The 19,031-nt window shown below is 39.1% G+C and carries 21 protein-coding genes; 5 read left to right on the top strand and 16 right to left on the bottom strand.

Annotation, left to right across the window (positions count from 1 at the left end; translation table 11 throughout):
• Window positions 1–24: 24 nt before the first annotated feature.
• From ACFS5O_RS12220 to ACFS5O_RS12190, 7 genes are all read right to left on the bottom strand, one after another.
• Window positions 25–825, bottom strand: coding sequence for an ABC transporter ATP-binding protein (locus tag ACFS5O_RS12220; RefSeq protein WP_205726638.1), 801 nt, complete (start codon window positions 823–825; stop codon window positions 25–27).
• Window positions 812–1,819 (bottom strand): ABC transporter ATP-binding protein, encoded by a 1,008-nt coding sequence (locus ACFS5O_RS12215; RefSeq protein WP_205726639.1) that lies wholly within the window; start codon window positions 1,817–1,819, stop codon window positions 812–814. The genes ACFS5O_RS12220 and ACFS5O_RS12215 overlap by 14 nt, the downstream gene beginning before the upstream one ends.
• Window positions 1,820–1,833: 14 nt before the next feature.
• Complete coding sequence (gene nikC, locus ACFS5O_RS12210; protein ID WP_205726640.1) at window positions 1,834–2,691, bottom strand: nickel transporter permease; 858 nt, start codon at window positions 2,689–2,691, stop codon at window positions 1,834–1,836.
• Window positions 2,688–3,629 (bottom strand): nickel ABC transporter permease, encoded by a 942-nt coding sequence (gene nikB, locus ACFS5O_RS12205; RefSeq protein WP_318300236.1) that lies wholly within the window; start codon window positions 3,627–3,629, stop codon window positions 2,688–2,690. The genes nikC and nikB overlap by 4 nt, the downstream gene beginning before the upstream one ends.
• 1 nt (window position 3,630) lies before the next feature.
• Window positions 3,631–5,178 (bottom strand): nickel ABC transporter substrate-binding protein, encoded by a 1,548-nt coding sequence (nikA, locus tag ACFS5O_RS12200; protein WP_205726641.1) that lies wholly within the window; start codon window positions 5,176–5,178, stop codon window positions 3,631–3,633.
• Window positions 5,179–5,569: 391 nt separating this feature from the next.
• Complete coding sequence (locus ACFS5O_RS12195) at window positions 5,570–6,112, bottom strand: hypothetical protein (protein WP_205726642.1); 543 nt, start codon at window positions 6,110–6,112, stop codon at window positions 5,570–5,572.
• Window positions 6,113–6,193: 81 nt separating this feature from the next.
• A complete protein-coding gene (locus ACFS5O_RS12190; protein WP_205726643.1) occupies window positions 6,194–6,616 on the bottom strand; it encodes a hypothetical protein in 423 nt (140 codons plus the stop codon).
• 672 nt (window positions 6,617–7,288) lie between these two features.
• Between ACFS5O_RS12190 and ACFS5O_RS12185 the strand changes: the two genes are divergently transcribed.
• Window positions 7,289–7,942, top strand: a complete 654-nt coding sequence (locus tag ACFS5O_RS12185; RefSeq protein ID WP_205726644.1) for a cupin domain-containing protein — start codon at window positions 7,289–7,291, stop codon at window positions 7,940–7,942.
• A 67-nt stretch (window positions 7,943–8,009) separates the two neighbouring features.
• On the opposite strand, the gene ACFS5O_RS12180 is transcribed toward ACFS5O_RS12185, so the two are convergent.
• The 6 genes from ACFS5O_RS12180 to ACFS5O_RS12155 form a co-directional block, all read right to left on the bottom strand.
• Window positions 8,010–8,174, bottom strand: coding sequence for a hypothetical protein (locus ACFS5O_RS12180; RefSeq protein ID WP_205726645.1), 165 nt, complete (start codon window positions 8,172–8,174; stop codon window positions 8,010–8,012).
• 613 nt (window positions 8,175–8,787) lie between these two features.
• Entirely contained in the window at window positions 8,788–9,084 is a 297-nt protein-coding gene (locus ACFS5O_RS12175; RefSeq protein WP_205726646.1) for a YciI family protein, read from the bottom strand.
• Between the two features lie 60 nt (window positions 9,085–9,144).
• Window positions 9,145–10,362 (bottom strand): DEAD/DEAH box helicase, encoded by a 1,218-nt coding sequence (locus ACFS5O_RS12170; protein WP_205726647.1) that lies wholly within the window; start codon window positions 10,360–10,362, stop codon window positions 9,145–9,147.
• Window positions 10,359–10,898 (bottom strand): hypothetical protein, encoded by a 540-nt coding sequence (locus tag ACFS5O_RS12165; protein WP_205726648.1) that lies wholly within the window; start codon window positions 10,896–10,898, stop codon window positions 10,359–10,361. Before ACFS5O_RS12165 ends, ACFS5O_RS12170 begins: the two co-directional genes overlap by 4 nt.
• 50 nt (window positions 10,899–10,948) lie before the next feature.
• Window positions 10,949–11,317 carry a YppE family protein gene (locus ACFS5O_RS12160; protein WP_205726649.1) on the bottom strand — a complete coding sequence of 123 codons (369 nt, stop codon included), beginning with the start codon at window positions 11,315–11,317 and terminating at the stop codon, window positions 10,949–10,951.
• 306 nt (window positions 11,318–11,623) lie between these two features.
• On the bottom strand, window positions 11,624–12,139 hold the full coding sequence (locus ACFS5O_RS12155; protein WP_205726650.1) for a MerR family transcriptional regulator: 516 nt from the start codon (window positions 12,137–12,139) through the stop codon (window positions 11,624–11,626).
• Between the two features lie 213 nt (window positions 12,140–12,352).
• Between ACFS5O_RS12155 and ACFS5O_RS12150 the strand changes: the two genes are divergently transcribed.
• Window positions 12,353–12,493, top strand: coding sequence for a hypothetical protein (locus ACFS5O_RS12150; protein ID WP_186320490.1), 141 nt, complete (start codon window positions 12,353–12,355; stop codon window positions 12,491–12,493).
• A gap of 34 nt (window positions 12,494–12,527) precedes the next feature.
• Here ACFS5O_RS12150 and ACFS5O_RS12145 read toward each other — a convergent pair whose 3' ends face one another.
• On the bottom strand, window positions 12,528–13,484 hold the full coding sequence (locus ACFS5O_RS12145) for a DUF2515 family protein (protein ID WP_318300237.1): 957 nt from the start codon (window positions 13,482–13,484) through the stop codon (window positions 12,528–12,530).
• 131 nt (window positions 13,485–13,615) lie between these two features.
• Between ACFS5O_RS12145 and ACFS5O_RS12140 the strand changes: the two genes are divergently transcribed.
• The 3 genes from ACFS5O_RS12140 to ACFS5O_RS12130 all read left to right on the top strand — a co-directional run bounded on the left by ACFS5O_RS12140 (window position 13,616) and on the right by ACFS5O_RS12130 (window position 17,255).
• Entirely contained in the window at window positions 13,616–13,861 is a 246-nt protein-coding gene (locus tag ACFS5O_RS12140; RefSeq protein WP_205726651.1) for a glutaredoxin family protein, read from the top strand.
• A 68-nt stretch (window positions 13,862–13,929) separates the two neighbouring features.
• Window positions 13,930–14,535: a Holliday junction resolvase RecU gene (gene recU, locus ACFS5O_RS12135; protein ID WP_205726652.1), complete on the top strand. Its 606-nt coding sequence runs from the start codon at window positions 13,930–13,932 to the stop codon at window positions 14,533–14,535.
• A 77-nt stretch (window positions 14,536–14,612) separates the two neighbouring features.
• Complete coding sequence (locus ACFS5O_RS12130; RefSeq protein WP_205726653.1) at window positions 14,613–17,255, top strand: transglycosylase domain-containing protein; 2,643 nt, start codon at window positions 14,613–14,615, stop codon at window positions 17,253–17,255.
• Between the two features lie 85 nt (window positions 17,256–17,340).
• Here ACFS5O_RS12130 and ACFS5O_RS12125 read toward each other — a convergent pair whose 3' ends face one another.
• Entirely contained in the window at window positions 17,341–18,603 is a 1,263-nt protein-coding gene (locus ACFS5O_RS12125; RefSeq protein ID WP_205726654.1) for a glycosyl hydrolase family 18 protein, read from the bottom strand.
• Window positions 18,604–18,659: 56 nt separating this feature from the next.
• Entirely contained in the window at window positions 18,660–19,004 is a 345-nt protein-coding gene (locus tag ACFS5O_RS12120; RefSeq protein WP_205726655.1) for a YpoC family protein, read from the bottom strand.
• Window positions 19,005–19,031 lie beyond the last annotated feature (27 nt).

Genomic DNA, 19,031 nt, shown 5'->3' with positions numbered 1-19,031 from the left:
TCCCAAAATAAATAAACCAGCACTTCACGTGTAAAAGTGTTGGTTCTCTTCTATTTTATTCTCTTGTTCCATACTCATCTCTACCAATAGTTTAGTATAGGGATGACGAGACTGTGAAAAAAGATCCTCCGTTAAAAATGAGTCAACTGCGAGTCCTTCTTTTAATACTACAATTCGTTCACACATGAATTGGACAGCGGCGATATCATGCGAGATGAAAAGAAAAGAAAGGTTCAAGTCCTTCTGCAACTTCTTTAACAGGTTGAGGACTTGTGCTTGTACAGAAACATCCAGACTTGAAGTAGGTTCATCGCAAACGAGCAGATCTGGTTCTAAGGTAATTCCCCTCGCTACGGCTATTCTTTGTTTTTGTCCACCACTTAGTTGGTGTGGATATCTCTCCAGAAGTTCAGGTGACAAGCCCACTTTTTGAAACAAGACTTCGGCCATCTTCTTACGATTATGTCTTACTTCTTTTAAAAATGAAGGGATAACATCTGGATAATTTTCTAACGGTTCAACCACAGACTTCCACACAGGAAGTTTGGGGTTTAATGACCCGGCAGAATCTTGAAACACGATTTGAAGTTGACGCCTGAGTTTTTTCAAAGCTTTTCCGTTTAACGTGTGAAGGTTATTACCTCTAAAATGGACTTCTCCTTGATCAGGCTTATCTAGCCCTAATATGATCTTGCCAAGAGTACTTTTACCGCTACCACTCTCTCCAATAATTCCTATACTTTCACCATGTTGAACGGTAAGTGAAATATCATTTAAAGCTGGTTTTGAGTGATACGTCTTCGAGATTGAATTAACGTGTAACATATCGTTCTTCCCTTTCTGCTTTCACCAGATGACAAGCGGCGGAATGGTGTGTTCCTAAGCTACTCATTGGGACTTTGTTGCTGCAGGATTCCCTAACACTCGGACACCTTTTAGAAAAAGGACACCCCTCCTCAGCTATTAATCCAGGTTCACCTAGCATAGTCGGCAACTCATGTTGGATATGCTTGTTCAATCTTAGCCTCGACTGTAGTAATAGATCCGTATAAGGGTGGATAGGATTCGCCAATACAGCACTGGTTTTTCCTATTTCTACAATTCGACCGCCGTACATAACGCCTACTGTTCGTGTTCGATTAATAATATGTTTTAAGTCGTGCGAGATTAGAAGAATAGAGCAATTCAACTCTTCTTTAAGCTCAGACAGGAGATCTAGAATTCTTTCTCCGGTTAACACGTCTAGAGCAGTCGTTGGTTCATCTGCAATGATCAGTTTCGGCCGAAACATAATGGCTGATGCGATTGCTGCTCTCTGCAATTGTCCGCCACTAAGTTCGTCGGAAAAACTGTTAAATACACGTTCCGCAGGTAAGTGAACTTTGTTCAGCCAATGAATAGCCACTTTCCTTGCTTCTTTTCTACTCATGTCAGTGTGACATCTTATAATCTCAATAAACTGCTTTCCAACTTTTATAAATGGAGTGAAGAAGCTTTGATAGTTTTGTGAGAGGTAAGCAATCTCTTTACCTCGAATATTTCTTAACTCTCTTTCACTTAACGATGTGATCTCTGATTGACCGAGTTTAACAGATCCGCTTGTAACTTCTAGAGACTTAGAAAGCATTCCCAAAATCACGGTGGCCGTCAAACTTTTTCCGCTGCCGCTCTCTCCGACTAAGCCAAAAATTTCACCTTGAGGAATAGAAAAATGCAGATTACGAATTAACTTTTCCCGGCTGTTACGGACAGTCACTGAAAGGTTTTCCACTACAAGTAGATTATTTTCAGAAGTTGCTGTCGTTTTGTTCTCAATCATTGCAAACCTCCTCTCTATCGACTTTTAACATCCCATTTGTCACGCAATCCTTCACCCATTAAGTTAAATGCTAATACCACAAAAAAAATAGCTAAACCCGGGTATATCATTAATTCTGGCGCACTCTGAAAATAAGGTCTTCCATCATTCAACATCGCTCCCCATTCTGGAGCAGGTGGCTGTGCACCTAATCCAAGGTAAGATAAGGAAGAGATTGTAAGAATCACTTTTCCGATATCCAAGGTAGCTAGAACAAGGACAGGCGAAACAATTTGCGGAAACATATGTCTTCTTATAATCTTCCAGTTGGAGCTTCCCCCAACTTTTGCAGCTTGGACATAATCTTTGTTTCGTTCAGTGATTACAATACTTCTTACGACCCTTGTATAAGCAATCCACTTAACAAAAACAATCGATATCATGAGATTCGTCAAACTTGGTCCTAAGAATCCAGCAATCGCAATCGCTAGAATAAATTCGGGAAGAGCAAGAATACCATCTGCTACACGCATAAACACTGTATCCAATCGACCACCAATGTAACCGATCACGAGACCAATCGGAATCCCGATAAGTGCAACAGTCGCAACAACGAGTGCCGTTATTCCAAGTGTGGACTGAGCACCGACTATGAGTCTTGAAAATATACATCTTCCCATATGGTCAGTTCCTAGAGGATATGCTGAACTAGGTGGGGCAAGTCGTTCAGACATATTCGCTGTAAGGGGATCATTCGGAACGATAAACGGCCCAATTAATGTTGTCAAAGTGATGATAATAAAAAATATGATCCCGCACTGAATCAGTAAGTTTTGATTTTTAAAGAAAAATGGAACTCGGTTTATTCTAGGCATCTGAATATTCATCTTCATAATGCCTCCTCTTTTCGTTTCATTCTTGGATCGATCACATAATAAGATAAATCAACTAAGAGATTTGTTAGTACAACAAATACTCCCGTTAATAAAACATATCCTTGGATAACCGGATAGTCTCGGTTAAATATAGCGTCAACGGCAAGACTTCCTAATCCTGGCCAAGAAAATAATATTTCCACTACTACTGCTCCACCTAAGAAACTACCTAAACTTAAACCGAAAATGGTCAGAACAGGGAGAACAGCGGTTCTAAACGCATGCAACCATAGAATCCTCCACTCTTTGACACCTCTTGCTCTTGCTGCATAAATATAGTCCTCAGACAAACTTTGCAAAAGACCAGCTCGAAGCAGCCTTGCGTAAACTACTGCAAATGTAAAACCTAATGTAAAGGCAGGTAAGATGATTTGAGAATAGGACCCTATTCCTGACGAAGGTAGAACACCTAATTTAAACGCAAAGAGATAGATTAAGATGAGCCCGAGCCAAAAGTTAGGTATCGATGCTCCGATTAATGCTAAAAAACGACTGAATTGGTCGGGCCATTTGTTAACATATTTTGCAGACCACACCCCAAGTGGAACGGTAATGCATAGCATGATAGTCATCGCAAAAAATGTAAGTTCCGCCGTAATGGGGATGCGTGTTAACAGTTCTTCAATAACTGGTTTCCCAGACATGTATGATTTTCCTAGATCAAGCTGCATGAGGTTGAACATCCATTTTCCATACTGTACATACAGAGGCTGATCAAAGCCAAGCTTATTTCTAAGCTCAGCTTGATCTTCTTCTGTTACGACCATCTCATCGGCATTTAGAATGGTAAGAACCGGATCACCTGGTGCCATCTTCATTAATGTGAACGTAAATAGGGATAGAATGAATAAAACAACAACAAGCTGAGTAACCCTATTCTTTATAATCGTAAGCACATTATTTCACATCCATATTGTGTGTTAGAATATAATACTCCTCTGCTGTAGGCTCCCAGTTCACAATGCTTTTGTTCTTTCCAATAATGATATTTGGATAAACGGCATAGCTATGGGCAACTTCTTTGTTGATTACCCTAGACGCATCTTGTGTCAAATTTGTACGCTCGTCTAAATTTGTCGTTCTGTTTAACTTTTCAATTAAAGTGTTAAGTTCAGGAATGTTGATCTTCCCAACATTTAAAGCTCCTGTTTCTGTGAAAGCCGTGTTAAAGAAGTAGCTTCCGTCTCCTCTTGGAGAGGTATTGTTACTATAAGTCGCTAGATCCCAATCCTTGTTCTCAACTAGATGCGTATCTGCATTTTCAACTGTTTTTATATCAATTTGAATCCCTGCTTTACCTGCATCAGATTGAAGTAACTGTGCGATAAGAGGTAGTTCTGGACGAGCTTTATATGTAACTAGTTCAAGAGTTAGCGGTTTACCGTTTTTCACCATTAAACCCTCTGCATTCTCTTTGTAGCCCGCTTGAGTTAAAAGCCTTTTAGCTTTTTTCACGTTCAATTCTGAAACTTCTTCATCTAGTCCAAACGGCAATGTACTGTTAAATGGACCGTTAGCTTCAAGACCGTGTCCTAGCATGATGTCATTTACAACACTCTTGCGATCGATCAAGAGGTCTAGAGCTTGTCTAACCTTTAAATCTTTAACATTTTTACTTTGACTGTTATATAGAACAAAATGAGCTCGAAGTCCAGGAATGGATTCAACTCTCAATTTATTATCCTTTTCTATCGTATCTAGACTTTCGGCAGGGAGATTGTACACAACATCAGCTTCTTTTGACTGCAGGGCAAGTGCTCTTACGTTAGCGTCTTCATTAAACTTTATTTTTGCTGAGTCCAGTTTCGGTTCTCCAGCCCAATAGGCTTCGTTTTTTTCAACTTCAACAAATTGATTAGATTTAAATTCTTTTACTTTAAATGGACCTGTACCGATTGGGTTATTTCTAAACGCTTCTTCTCCATCCTTCTTGGCTGCTTCCATGTTTACAATGGATGTATAAGGATTTACAAGTTCCGATGGAAGTGCAGGATAGGGCTCTGTCGTATGGATCGTAAGTGCTTGTCCATCTGCTTCCATTGATTTAATCTTGAGAGAATCACCTAACGATTCGTTCGCTTCGATACTTCTTTCTAAGGATTGTTTGACAGATTCAGCATCAAGTTTTTTACCATCTTGAAATTTTACGTCATCTCGAATTTCAAATACCCACTTCTCGTTATCTGTTGTTTCCCATTTTTCAGCTAGCCAGCCTTTTATATTCGATTTATCATCCAGTTTTAATAACGTTTCAGTAAGTCCAGCACGAATAGGAATAAAGCCAGTATGCGGATCTAAGTTTGCTGCTTTAAAACTGAAAATCATATTAACGTTCTTTTCTTTTGCTTCTTGTTTCTCTGAGCTATTTTGTATAGTTGAACAGCCAGCGATGAATACAAGAACCAAACATAACATTCCTACTAAAATATTCTTATAATTTCTCATTCATTTACCTTCCTTGCCTATTGGTTTATAATCGTAATCATTACGTTTTGAATATCAAAAAAAATTTAATGCTTGAAGTTTATTGAAAGATGGAGAAATAATACCTATGTATCAAGTAATCATGAACACTAAAAAGCAAAGTGATCTTATGATCTACGACACCTTTGTACAAGGTGTTCTTTATGCTCGCCCTTCTGGTTCTTGTTAAAGTGCTGCCCTCCTCACTTTCGCTTTAAGCGTAATCATTACGATTTACATTTCGAATTCTATCATCTAATAAAATTACCGTCAATCACTGAACGAAGTAAAACTATAAAAAACCCATCAATGATGGGTTTAAGAGATTTGTATAAGTATGAGATTACAAAGTGAGTAAAGTGAGTATGACATTTTAAGATCCAGACGACTTACTTCCTGATCCAAAGCCTGAACCTGTTGATGAAGGAGTTGTTGTCACGTTCGTACTCGGCTTTGTTGCTGGTTTAACTGTGGAAGGAGCAGTTGTAGCTGGTTTCGTAAAGTTAACTTTACCTGTAGGTTTCGTTTTGGTTGTATTTGCTAACAAGAATATCCACCACGGAAACGAGCTTTCATTGGCATAATAGTTGGAATCCAGAGTAGATTCCCCGTTTTCATAGACATCATCTAAGAACGTGATAAGCTCATCCTCTTGAAATTCCAGTCCGTTTTCTTCTATATAATTCTCCATTGCTTCTAAATCCATATCTGGATATTGAGATTGCAAATGATCTAGGTCAATCTCCTCTTCAACAGCTACATCGTAGGTTGGCTCTTCTGAATAAGACGTTGAGTAGGTTTCATCTTCAGTGTAAGTTGATTCATCTTGAACAGCTATATCTTCTCTAGAACTGCAGGCACTTAAAGCAACAGCTGCCGATAATATGCCTCCAATTAGCTTTTTTGTCTTTGTCATTGTGACTATCCCCTTTTTCACATGGTCCTTTAGGAGTGTATCCTTGTTTGAAGTAAAAGCGCACGATTTGGATCCCTTCATTTATAACCTCAACTCACCAATTCTAGTCAACTTCTCTTTAAACCATATCACTATGGCTTTTCTCTTTAACACTTCGTCAATCATCCAAAAGAATAGAGAGCAAAGTATTGTTTGCATGAAAATTATATTCCATACTATGTTTTCCAGATCATAATACCCTTGTTCACGTATCAAAATAGAAATTAAAAATATTAAACCAAAGAGAATATGAATAACACCTGATAATAAAAGCTTAAAAGATGAATGTACCCACTTGATCATGTAATCAGACAACATGGACGAAAAAGATCCATATAAGATGACGAATGGAACTAAATAAAACGCTATAAAAATACTGAACTCTAAACCGAGAAGCGCAATATTTATCAAGGTCATAATGAAGCTAGTAACAATAGCAGCTATCCCTTTTCTTATAAGTATCATTACTCCTCCTTAATTAAAAATATTGGTTATCTAATTCTTATTTGTTTTTATGACAAATGACCCTTCTTAAACTATTATTATTTAAATACTAAAATTTTACAATTATTATTTCCAATATATGCTATAATGCTGGATGGAAAAAGCTTGAAAAACTTTCTGAATCGAGGGGATTTTTTTGGATTTAATTTTTATCCTACTTATGCTTTTAGGTTTATAAATAGGTATTTTTGCGTGGTATAGGGATAGAAGTGAGAAGAATAAACGTTTATCTTGGTTGAGTTATGCTTCTTTATTGGTTCCACTATTATTAATTCTGACCATGTATAGTACAAGAGGCAACTTTCTGATCTATACAGTTGCTATTGGTTCTCCTCTGTCATTAATGCTTTGTGGCTACACATTATTTAAAAGAAGAGAGAAAAAGATTCTGGCTATTATTGGTCTAATCCTTTCACTGATCTCCAATGGCATTGTGTTTATTATTGGGACCTTCGTAATCACAAACACTTAATGTTATTTTCGTTAGATAAAGGGAGCTTCAAAGAGATCTCTTGTTTCCGCTGTTTAGTCATCATATGTATTACAATTCCTCATTAAAAAACACCCAATTATTTGTGTTTGCATACCATACATACAAAGTTGGCAAACGCCTAAGAAGAGGTGAAGCACCTTATGGTTGCATATATGGATTATACATCTCCCTCTACTCAATTTACGTTTGATATAAATACGAGTCCACTGTTCAAGAAAGACAGCCAAAATTATATCAATGTATTGGGTATCAACCAGTTGAATACTTTAGAGGACGTATCATTATTAGACATCTTTATGAGTACGAGCAATGTAGTGGAGCCTCATTATCATCAGAATGCAGCTGAACTTGTCTACTGTATCTCAGGTTCTGTTCTTGTATCGATCCTGAATCCATTTACCAAACAGTTATTGAACTTCAAGATCACACCAGGCCAAGTCGCAAACGTTCCTCAAGGCTGGTGGCATTATGAAATCGCTTTAGAAGATAACACTCATATTCTAGCAATTTTCAATGCACCCACTCCACAAGTTATTCTTGGTTCAGATATACTTAGATTCACCCCTGCCAATGTTATGGCGCATACCTATTGTCTTGACGAGAATCAATGGAAAGAAACCGTTGCACCTGTCCAACCTTCTACTTATATAGGACCATACACGAACTGTCAGAGAAGCGCTGATTATACCTATCCTCCGAGTTATCACCAAGCGTATCAGCAGTTGCAGTATGTTCAACAATATCCAGATACTCCGTACGTTCAGCCATATCGGACTGTTTGGTGGAGGGGATAAAAGGACTGCAAACCGACCCGTATGGAACTGGTCGGTTTGCAGTGTTTTCATAGGTATTCGTTAAAATCTATTTTGTTGAGCGACTGCTTTCTGGAGGCTCTTGCATGCATAAATATTTAATATCGCTATGCTTTACTTTTGTTTTCAAATCCTTCTTTTTATTTTGTTTATCAACGAAAACAGCTAAAACAATGATAATCGTCAACGGAATTAAAAAGTATAACCAAAACATGAGTCCACTTCCTTTCTCTATTTCCTCTCAGATTACAAAGACTAATAAAATGATGTAAGATTAATTATCTTTCGCACGTATAACAATATTGCCGTACCTCACAAATCGTTTTAAAGAATTTTCTTTGGAAGGTTTTGCTTGGTCTAAATAAAATTCACGTCGTCCATTAAGAACTAAACACAATATGAATAAAAGTATGATAACCATCCCCGAGAAAAACCAAAGCATAACATTCCACCTTTCTTACATATAAAAATAGTCATTGTCAGAAGATGATAGTATAATTATATTCAAATTTACTGAATTTTACAATTATTAATGGTAAAATAAGGTTGTTTTTCTTAGCGAATATATGTAGGAGTACCTAATCTTATCTTAATATCTCCCATTAAAGTTATTGATCGGCAAGTAGTGCAGATTTATCAACGTAGATTAAGGTATGTATATTATGAGAAGAAAAGTAAACAAGAAATAGGAAATCTAGATTGATTTCCCATTCCTAGCTTTAGACTAATTTAGAATCGTTTAACGAACTGTATGCTCTCGTTAAAAACGAAAACCTCTTGAAATAAAAAACACTGTAACCAATCGAGGGTTACAGTGCTAAGATGTGCTATTTCTTTATTAATGAAACGCGAAAAGGATATAGTTTGCCAGTCATGATCTTCCCCTCAACTGCTGGATCATTTTTCATGATTTCTTGTGCTTCTTCTTCATTTGTATTTTGAAGAATCACAACACCGAACGATGCATCCAGACATGGTCCTGCCAATACCAATTTCCCCTTCTCTAACAGATTTTGAAGGTACTGAAAATGAGATTGTAGCATTTCCTGTTCCTCTAGTGTTTGATTCTCCATGAAATCTGATCTTACAGGTTTAATCTGATATAAATATTCAGTGACTTCCATATGTCTCTCTCCTTTAGAGAAAGAATTCTATCGTTTTATGAAAAATCCTTTAACCTCTCATTATCTTCTCTTTTTAAATCCTTCAGACTTTCTCTGCGTTTTCTTTTCGTTTGTTGGAGCAGTGCGTTTAGTAGATGGTCCTCTACTAACACCCTCTTCTACGATAACTTGCCCTCTTTCAAGCAGCTGCTTTTGAAGAGGTACATTCATCTTCGCTGTCCATTTTTTCACAGAAGTTAATTCTGCTTTTGTTACTAATGAAACGACAGTACCTTCTTTCCCCATACGTCCGGTTCTTCCAGATCGGTGGACGTATTGTTTCACGTCTTCCGGCATTTCAAAATGGACTACGTGTGTAACGTCAGGAATATCTAATCCACGTGTCGCGACATCTGTTGTTAAAAGAACAGGTATCTTTCCATTCTTAAAGTCGTTGATCACTCTTTGACGATCTTGTTTAGTGGAATTACCCGCTAATACGCCAAGCTTAATTTTCTTGTACTCAAGTTTCGTTGCGAACTCATCCATCTTCATCGAGCTATTAATGAAGACCATCGCTTTGATGCCAGGTGTGTGACGAATCAATTTACGCAAGTTTTCTACTTTGTCACGGTAATCAGACACCATGTACGTATGCGTGACTTCATTTTTCACCAAGTCTTTTTCTACTTTCACGATGACTGGTGCTACAGCTAATTTCTTTGACCAATCTTCTGTCTTGTTATTGATCGTAGCAGATACGAAAACAAGCTGACGGTCTTTTAACGTAGCTGCGATCACTTGTTCAACATCTCCGTTAAATCCCGCTTCAATAATATGATCAGCTTCATCGATTACAATGGTTTTCACTTCATGCACTTTTAATTTTTTGTTCTGAATTAATTCTTTTACTCGCCCAGGTGTACCTACGATAAATTGTGGCTTTTTTTTCAATTTATCCAATTGACGCTGCATGTTAGCACCACCGATAAGGGATGCCCCGCTTAGTCCGCTATTTTCAGTGAACTTTTGACAAACATCGTATATCTGCATCGCTAGTTCTCGCGTTGGTGCTAAAAAGAGAACTTGAGCATTCTTCACTTCTGGGTTTAACTTCGAAATTGCTGGTAATGCATAGGCAAGAGTCTTTCCTGTACCTGTTGGAGATTCGATGATCAAATCTTTGTTTTCTAACTGTTCAGGTATTGCTCTTTCTTGAATGTCTGTAAAAGCGGAAAAGCCGCTTTTGTTCCACGCGTTTTGGATGAATTCTGGAAAACTTTGTAGCGATTGTGTCATTTTTTATACCCCTTAAAATATTCATTCATTTCTTTCATTGACCCTACTAATTCTTCAAGCACCAATGAGATTTGCTCTGGTTCTTCTTCAGAAACGGGTTTTTGCAGCTGTATAGAGATGGTGTTAGTAAATACGTGTCGTGGTTGGCCATATATATAAGTAAGTTTTTGCTGAATGTCAGCTTTTAAATCTCCACTTCCCCATTTTTTGAGAATGGATTGAAGCTGTTTGCAATCTGTTTCTATCTCGTAAACCGGAGTCTCAATCACAACAGATAGTTTACTGCCTGCTCCTTCAGGATTATCGTTCAACTTTTCCATAGCCAAATCTTCTAGATTTGAAGTTAAGGCAATGGCCCCTCTCATCGCTTCCCCGATTGAGGAAATCACAAAATCAATATGATAATTTCTTTCAATAATAGCCTGATCCATTATGTCTTTACGATTAATGATTTCGATTTCTCCTGAAAAATCAAGATCATACACAGCTCCTTCGAGCACAACCTTTAGATTATCATAAACAGATGGATGATACATCTTGTTCTCTCCCTATTTTTAAAAACAATATTTAAGTACGGTACGTGAAATTATTTGTTTTCGTCTTCCGCCATTTGATTCTTTAACTGATTCAATACATAGAGAACAGATTTCACCATTTCTGTGATACGTTTGTCCTTCATTTTCTTTTGAAAGACATAAACGCCAAGATAGCCGATGTTTTCAGCAGCGGTCTTGATCTGAATCGGGTAAAGATATTTGGGCTTGTTGGCAATCACCCAATCCCTCGCGAGCGGCTCCCAATCGTTTACACGAAAATGGATGCGATCGGCGAATGGTTTCACCTCTGTGAAAAAGTCCGCTTCGGTTTCTCTCGTTTTGGTCTCTGTCTTATAAATATGAAACGCTTCATCTATATCAGCGATTAGTTTTGTCGTTAATGTATATAAATGGTCCATTAAAAAAGTCCCCCCATTCTTTATATCCTACCAAAGAATGAAGAGACTTACACTTTTTGATTTTAATTAGCTGTATTCTGATATTCTCTGGAGTGTTTGAAAGTAGCTGATTTCCGTTTCAGATACTCGCTTTCCGCGGGGCGACCGGTGAGCCACTTGCCGCTTTGCGCCTCTAAGTGTCTCACCAGACCGCTCGTCCCGCAGGAGTCTAAGTATCTTCCACTTCAATCAACTAGTCAATGTAGAAAGAATAAAATCAATAAAGAAGCAACCGCTTAGCTATGAAAGATGGTTTTATAAAAGCATTTATAGAGTAAACAAACTGACGAACCAGTTCTTTCTTGGTTTCTCTTTTACATATAGTCGCTCTTCTGGATAATCCTGCTTCAAAAGTGCCACTTCAAGATCTTGCAGTCGAGCTTCCATGTTCTCCATCTTTTTGATCAGTTCTTCAAGCTCTGTCGCGTGCTGTAGCATTTGATAGGATACGACACCATCTGCTTTTTCCTCCACTTTCTTTTCTAGTGCTTCTATCGCTCTATTCAAACGATCGAACTTATCTTCAAATTGGGTTGGTAGTTCCACTGATTGCTCTGTGGACTGCATCGACTGAACTTGTATATCACTCATCAAAAGTCCGTTGTCTAGCTGTGCCTTAATCTCTCTTAACTGATCGATATCATCTTGTTTGAACAGATAATGACCGTGCTCATTCTTGTCACATTGAATGTTAAAATGTCTGACCCAACGCTGAACTGTTGTTGGATTCACCCCAAGTTCCTCAGAGACCGTTTTGGTTTTCATCAACACCATTTCCATCATGAATCCCTCCCCGTTTTCTTGTGAGTACTATTTTCGAGCATCATCTTCCCTTCCCCTTCATACCTGACAAAACTAGTTTTCATTCGGCAAAGAAAGTGGAATACAACGGAATCACTACAAATTCGACACTCCATTTGTTGATTGTTTGTATATTCAGTCGCAACAACTCCAAAACTAAGAGCAGTTCAGGTGATACAAAAAGGAGGTGCCAACATGAACCAAGACAGCAAACAGCAAAAACAACAGGATCAGTATACATCCCAAGAAGAAACAGGTACTCAAAAAAGAGAACAAAAGAATAGCACAGGCTATGGTGACAAAAAGCTTAACGGCCCAGATATCCCTAGCACATAAGGAAGTAAAGACGGCTCAAAAAAAGCCGTCTTTTTTATGCATGCATCATCCATTCCTTTAAGAGGATTCCTATTTTTAGCTGCCTTTGCTTTTGTTTATACCAATCGGTTAACACGATCCCTTGCAATGGTTCAATCGGTTCATAAAACGTTTCAGTGTTTACTTTTTTTTGATACCAGTCTTTTGTGTTAGACCTATGGTGTTCGATGATCGGAAACGCGATTCGTAAAAAAGGAGTCTCTCTTTTTTTACCGGGATAGATATAGGTTTCAAAATCATGTCTTGATCCTGTATGAGTCACTTTATCTGCAAAAGAAAGAATCTCTTCACTCCATTCTGACTCAAACAAGATGATATACAGCTTCTTACCTGTTTCGATTCTATTTTTCGTTTTTTTAAAGCCATGGACGGATATTCCGATCACTTCCCCTCTCTCGATCGGAAAGAGTACAGTGCTAAAATGCATATAATCTTGTAAGAGAAACGGTACCTTTGAAAAGATTCTCTTTTTGTAAAACCCATCCTTTATAACCGGCTTTTCGATCACGTGTTGTTCATTAATGATTAAAGAGGTACATATTCTCTTCAGATCTTTCTCTATCCAAAACCGTTCCCACTCCGTCACCATAAATGTAGAAACACCAAAGTTTTTAAGAAGATAAAAATGGGGCTTACCTTGTTTTTTGGAATACTCATAGATCAAAAGCTGTGGATACGCATCCTGAAAGATCAGCCAGTTTGCTCGTTCATACGTTAAGAATAGATGCTTTCTAGTATCTTTAGACAGCAGCCTAGGCAACCAGTCCCCTTTTAAGTCACACATGCTGTACCCTGCATTTCTTGAAACGAGACTTGCGAGCATCGCCCACCTGATCTCAGGGTTATTTTTATAAAAAGTAGCATAGCTTACGGTACGTGAAATATTATCACGATTTTGTGAATTCGTGAGTTTCCGAATGTATTGAATGATTTCCTCCATGTGCTGTGCCACGCTCTTCCTCCATGCTTTTTGTCCTATTTTCTATCGTTCGCTTTCATGTTATAAAATATTTGTGTCATATAAGAAAAAAGAGTAAACTAATGGTTATGAAAGATGTATTTGGAAAAAGGAGGCATAGACCTTTGGCGAAGACAGTGATCATATACACACAAGAAACGTGCCCTCCATGCTTTGCAGAAAAAGAGTGGCTAAAAGCAAACGAGATTCCTTTTGAAGAACGAGATATCCGTAAATCGCAAGCCTATATGAAAGAAGTGATCGACCTCGGCGCTTCTGCAACTCCTGTAACCGTTATTGAAACGGAGGAAACAAAAGAAGTTGTCATGGGTTTTGTAGAAGAAGAACTTTCTCGACTACTAAAAAAGTAAACATCCAACGGCTATGTGTATCGTTTTTCCATGCGCATAGCCATCTTTCGTTGTAAAGGAGATGAATCATGGGTACCTTTCATTATCCGAACGGTAAGAAAGTGACTTCTATCGTGAAAAAACAATCTTCATCTTCTACCAAAAAAGAGATTTCGTACAGCAACAGGGGAATGTCGTTAGAAGATGATATCAATCAGAGCAACGAATATTATCTTTTAACCAATCAAGCGATCATCCATAAGAAACCTACTCCGGTTCAGATCGTAAATGTAGAATATCCAAAGCGATCTGCCGCTGTCATTCGTGAAGCTTACTTCAAACTCGCTTCTACAACTGACTACAATGGGGTGTATAAAGGAAGATACATTGACTTTGAGGCAAAAGAAACAAAGAATAAGACGAGCTTCCCATTAAAGAACTTTCATGAACATCAGTTACTTCACATGCAGCACATCTTAGATCATGGTGGGATCTCGTTCGTCATCCTTCGTTTCTCTCAAACAGATGAGAGCTATTTATTCGATAGTTCTCACTTGATCTCGTTTTGGAACGAACAGAGAGAAGGCAGAAAATCGATTCCTAAGGGTGAAATCGAGGAAAAAGGACATTCTATTACTATCGGGTATCAACCTCGGCTTAATTACTTACAGGTGGTAGATTCTGTCTATTTTTAGTCGTTCATAAATTGTCAAATGCCGTCGAATAATTGAACGAGTTCATTTTTTTATGAAGTTGAAAGGTTGGTAAAACAATGTCAAAAGATTACCGAAGCCGTATGGAGCGCAGACAAACGAGTGATAGTTCCAAGCCGGCAAATCAATCAAAAACAAAAAAACCGAGACGAGGACGCAATTGGAAGAAGACGCTGTTGATCCTTGCTCTTATATTAGGTGTTTTAGGACTATTAACAGTCGGTGTGATTGCCGCGACTTCTCCTAAATTAGATCCTAAGAAACTTGAAACACCGGTATCCTCTAAGATTATGGATATGAACGACGAAGAAGCAGCACTCGTCGCAGGTGATGAAAAACGGATTCGTGTTAAAATCAACGAAATTCCAGAGCATGTACAAAATGCTTTTATCGCAACAGAAGATGTTCGTTTCCGTGAACATAGCGGTATAGATGTACGACGAATTGCTGGTGCAGCCTTTGCTAACGTAAGAGAAGGATTTGGAGCTGAAGGTGCGAGTACGATCTCTCAACAGGTTATCAAGAATACGGTATTAACGAATGAAAAATCTCTTACGCGTAAGATTCGTGAAGCATACCTTTCTGTTCAACTAGAACAGAAGTATTCTAAAGATCAGATTCTAGAGATGTATCTGAACAAAATCTTTTTTGGAAATCGAGCATTCGGTATTGCTACAGCAGCAAAGGTTTATTTCAATAAAGATGTTTCTGAATTAGAAGTTCAAGAAGCTGCTCTTTTAGCTGGACTACCAAAAGCGCCTAGTTACTACAACCCGCTTGTAAATCCGAAAGAAGCTGAACATCGCCGTAACGTTGTTTTGAATTTGATGGCTCAGCATAAATTCATTACAAAAGAAGAAGCGGAAAAAGCAAAGAGTATTCCAGTAAAAGACATGATCGATGAAGGAAGCTTAAAAACCGAAACACGTCCTTATGATGCTTATATCAAACAAGTAATCGATGATTTAAAAGATATTGAAGGACTTGAAGAAGCAGATATCTACTCATCTGGACTTAAGATCTATACGAACTTAGATCCAAAAGCACAGCAAACGACTGAGGACGTATTAAGAGCTAAATTAGAAAACGAAAACAAGGTTCTTCAATCAGGTGTTGCATTACTTGATACGAAGACTGGCGCCATTCGTGCAGTAGGAAGTGGGCGCGGAGATGAATTGAGTAACTATTTCTCTTCTAAGATCAAGCGTCAGCCTGGTTCTACGATTAAGCCGATCTTAGACTATGGTCCTGCCATTGAGAACAAAAAGTGGAACACAGGTTACATCTTGAAAGATGAACCAGTTGAACTGAAAGACATTACGATCAACAACTTTAACGACCGTAACGTTGGCGATATCTCGATGCGTCAAGCGCTCGTTGAATCCAAGAACACGACTGCTGTTCGTGCGTTCCAAGAAGTTGGTGCTGAAGAAGCAACTGATTTTGCTAACAAGTTAGGTTTTGATCTAGATCCTGACACTACGTATCCATCTTATGCGATTGGTGGTTTCGAGAAAGGAATCTCCCCTCTTACACTGGCTGGTGCTTATACATCGTTCGGTAACGGAGGAATCTATTCAAAACCGACAACGATCCGTAAAGTCGAATTCCCTGATGGTCGCGTGATCGAAGTGGATTCAGAACCAAAAGCGGCTATGAAGGATTATACCGCTTATATGATTACAGATATGCTGAAAGATGTTATGGATAGAGGTACTGGTCGTGAAGCGAACGTTAGCGGACTTAACTTAGCTGGTAAGACCGGTACGACAAACTACTCTAAAGACGACCGAGATAAATACGGCATCCCTGATGGTGCAACGAAAGATGCTTGGATGGCTGGCTATACACCTAGCTATACAGCTGCTGTATGGACAGGCTATGCTGATATGAAAAAAGGTCTCTACCTAAGCGACAATGAAGCAGATTATTCGAAGCAGATCTTCCGTGATATCATGAGTGAGTTGGATCATAAGAACACCGACTTTAAGAAGCCGAAATCCGTAACAGAAGTTGCGATGGAAAAAGGAACAGGTAAACGTGCAAGTGAGTTCACACCTGATTCTGAGAAGATCATCGAGCTTTTCATTAAAGGAACGGACCTTCCTGGTATCAGTGATAGCTATGAAAAGCCTTCTTCGATCGAAGGGCTTGAAGCGAAGTACAAGGAAGATAAGAATGAGATCGAAGTAAAATGGAAATATGGTAAGAAAAAGGGTGTAACCTTTAGAGTTCTCGCAAGCTATAACGACGGACCGATGCAGGAACGCGCAACGATCAACGATACGAAATTCGTTGTTCCATCACCTGCTCCTGGTAAATATTCGTTCCAAGTCATAGCGATCGACAGTGAGAACAACACAGAAAGTGAACCTGCAGGAACATCGATTACGATCGAAGGCCCTCAAGGTGAAGAACCGCCACCTACAGAAGGTGAAGGCGAACAACCAGGTACTCCTCCAGGTCAAGAACCTGGAACTGAGCCACCTGCAGAAGGTGAACCGGGTACTCCTCCAGATCAAGGAGGCGGTGAAGGCCAACCAGGTACTCCTCCGGGTCAAGAGCCTGGTACTGGCACAGAACCACCTACACAAGGTGAGCCGGGTACAACTACACCTACACCTCCTGGACAAAACGGAGGCAGACAACAAAATGGTGGAAACGGTGGAGGTGGCGGCCTCGTCCCTCCTCTCAATCCATAAAGATAAAAAGCTCCGTCAGCAAATATTTGCTGACGGAGCTTTTTTGTTCTTTCATAATTAAATGAACGGCAATTCAAAAGTTCACCTATTTTATGTTGTACCGATCAAGCAGATAGTTCCAAAATACAGGATATCCAAATGATAGATTCCAAAAGCTTACACCGGCAAAGCCGTATTGATCGACCACATCAAATTTTGCTCTCATACTTCGCAGATCTTCAAACCATACGACGTGCTCTCTCTTCTGTTTATCCCAATAACGGTAATACGGAGCTTCATCTTTTCTTGAGTACTTAATGGCTGCTTGCCGCTTTCCTGCTAGCTGAGTCGCCTGAACCGGATTCAATGCTTTCGCAAACTCACCACCCGGTTTATAAGGCAACGTCCAATCATAGCCATATAGATTGATGCCCATCAAGATTTTCTTCGGATCGATCACACTCACCGCATAGTCGAGCACTTTTTTTACAGAAGGTAGTGGACTAACAGCCATCGGAGGTCCTCCGCTATATCCCCACTCATATGTCATCAGGATCACATAATCGACGATCTCACCGTGTGCTTTATAGTCATGCGATTCGTACCATTCGCCTTGTTGTGTGCCCGAGATCTTGGGTGCTACAGCAGTCATGACAACATAATTTTCTTGATGCATCTTCTTTGTGAGCGTTCTTAAGAACTGATTGTAAGCTTCTTTGTTTTGTTTACCTAAGTACTCAAAGTCCACCGAGATCCCTTCATATCCCTTTTGTTTCATGATACGTAAGGACTCGTTTATCACTTTATCGGTGATCTCTTTATTCGTAAGGATCGCTGTTCCCACTTCTTCACTGAACTCCCCGTCTTTTATATTCGTGATGGCCATGATGGGACGAACGTTTCTATTCTTTGCATCTTTTAAGAACTCAGAGTCATTCAGTGGTTTGAAGATGCCTTTCTCATTCACTTCATAGCTAAAAAGTGTGATGTACGTAAGGGCTCTTGCTGCCGCATCAAAATTGGCTTGAGCTTTTGGGTTAGGCTCTGCAAACGCGTTCGTTACGATCGTTCTCTTCGCACGCTCTGGAACGTTCAGTTGTGTTCCTGGCCGTAGGTTGCTGTCTGTTAAACCGGGATTCGCTTGTTGCAACTGTGCGACAGATACACCGATTCGGTTTCCGATCTCTTCTAATGAATCACCAGGCTGAACGGTATACGTAAAAGGTGTTGGAATAAAAAGTGTCTGTCCTACTGTTAACACGTCTTTTTCTGACAGTCGATTAACCGTTGCGAGCTCCTGCCACGGCAATTTATAGTACTGCGATAACCTCCAAAGAGAATCGCCTCGTTTCACCACATGAATCTGCATGATACCCCTCCTAAAAAACGTCTCATGTCATCATCATATGTCCAAGTGTCTTGTCCTTATGTACCGCGCTTTTTTAGTATGACACTTTTCTTTTCCCATTCCGAAAATAACTCACTGAGCTGTATATACGATTGATAGTGATCGGGCTGATCTTCAATGAACGAAAGCCGCTCGATCGCGTTTACAGGTAGATGCTTGAATGCCTTAAGATCACTTTTGTAATCTGTAGCATCACTGGGTTGCATGCCATTTACCAGATAGATCGTTTTCAAAAACTGTTGAAAGAAATATACCATCGGTTCTTTCGCACTTTTTCTATCCCGATTTTTAAAATGATGTGCGATTTCCTCCGATTTTCTTTTCCACTCTATAAAAATGTTCTCTGCTGTATTCTCACTCATGTATTTTAGCCTCCATTCGTAGACAAC

The sequence above is a fragment of the Fictibacillus nanhaiensis genome (assembly GCF_042686385.1).
GTDB classification, from domain to species: domain Bacteria; phylum Bacillota; class Bacilli; order Bacillales; family Fictibacillaceae; genus Fictibacillus; species Fictibacillus nanhaiensis.
This window is presented reverse-complemented; position numbering and strand designations above follow the sequence as displayed.

Coding starts and splice junctions, on each gene's coding strand:
- ACFS5O_RS12165 (WP_205726648.1), bottom strand. CDS start 10,898: ATGTATCATCCATCTGTTTATGATAATCTAAAGGTTGTGCTCGAAGGA.
- ACFS5O_RS12185 (WP_205726644.1), top strand. CDS start 7,289: ATGGTTGCATATATGGATTATACATCTCCCTCTACTCAATTTACGTTT.
- ACFS5O_RS12150 (WP_186320490.1), top strand. CDS start 12,353: ATGAACCAAGACAGCAAACAGCAAAAACAACAGGATCAGTATACATCC.
- ACFS5O_RS12155 (WP_205726650.1), bottom strand. CDS start 12,139: ATGATGGAAATGGTGTTGATGAAAACCAAAACGGTCTCTGAGGAACTT.
- ACFS5O_RS12180 (WP_205726645.1), bottom strand. CDS start 8,174: ATGTTTTGGTTATACTTTTTAATTCCGTTGACGATTATCATTGTTTTA.
- ACFS5O_RS12195 (WP_205726642.1), bottom strand. CDS start 6,112: ATGACAAAGACAAAAAAGCTAATTGGAGGCATATTATCGGCAGCTGTT.
- ACFS5O_RS12190 (WP_205726643.1), bottom strand. CDS start 6,616: ATGATACTTATAAGAAAAGGGATAGCTGCTATTGTTACTAGCTTCATT.
- ACFS5O_RS12160 (WP_205726649.1), bottom strand. CDS start 11,317: ATGGACCATTTATATACATTAACGACAAAACTAATCGCTGATATAGAT.
- ACFS5O_RS12125 (WP_205726654.1), bottom strand. CDS start 18,603: ATGCAGATTCATGTGGTGAAACGAGGCGATTCTCTTTGGAGGTTATCG.
- ACFS5O_RS12130 (WP_205726653.1), top strand. CDS start 14,613: ATGTCAAAAGATTACCGAAGCCGTATGGAGCGCAGACAAACGAGTGAT.
- ACFS5O_RS12120 (WP_205726655.1), bottom strand. CDS start 19,004: ATGAGTGAGAATACAGCAGAGAACATTTTTATAGAGTGGAAAAGAAAA.
- ACFS5O_RS12170 (WP_205726647.1), bottom strand. CDS start 10,362: ATGACACAATCGCTACAAAGTTTTCCAGAATTCATCCAAAACGCGTGG.
- nikA (WP_205726641.1), bottom strand. CDS start 5,178: ATGAGAAATTATAAGAATATTTTAGTAGGAATGTTATGTTTGGTTCTT.
- ACFS5O_RS12175 (WP_205726646.1), bottom strand. CDS start 9,084: ATGGAAGTCACTGAATATTTATATCAGATTAAACCTGTAAGATCAGAT.
- ACFS5O_RS12220 (WP_205726638.1), bottom strand. CDS start 825: ATGTTACACGTTAATTCAATCTCGAAGACGTATCACTCAAAACCAGCT.
- recU (WP_205726652.1), top strand. CDS start 13,930: ATGGGTACCTTTCATTATCCGAACGGTAAGAAAGTGACTTCTATCGTG.
- nikC (WP_205726640.1), bottom strand. CDS start 2,691: ATGAAGATGAATATTCAGATGCCTAGAATAAACCGAGTTCCATTTTTC.
- ACFS5O_RS12215 (WP_205726639.1), bottom strand. CDS start 1,819: ATGATTGAGAACAAAACGACAGCAACTTCTGAAAATAATCTACTTGTA.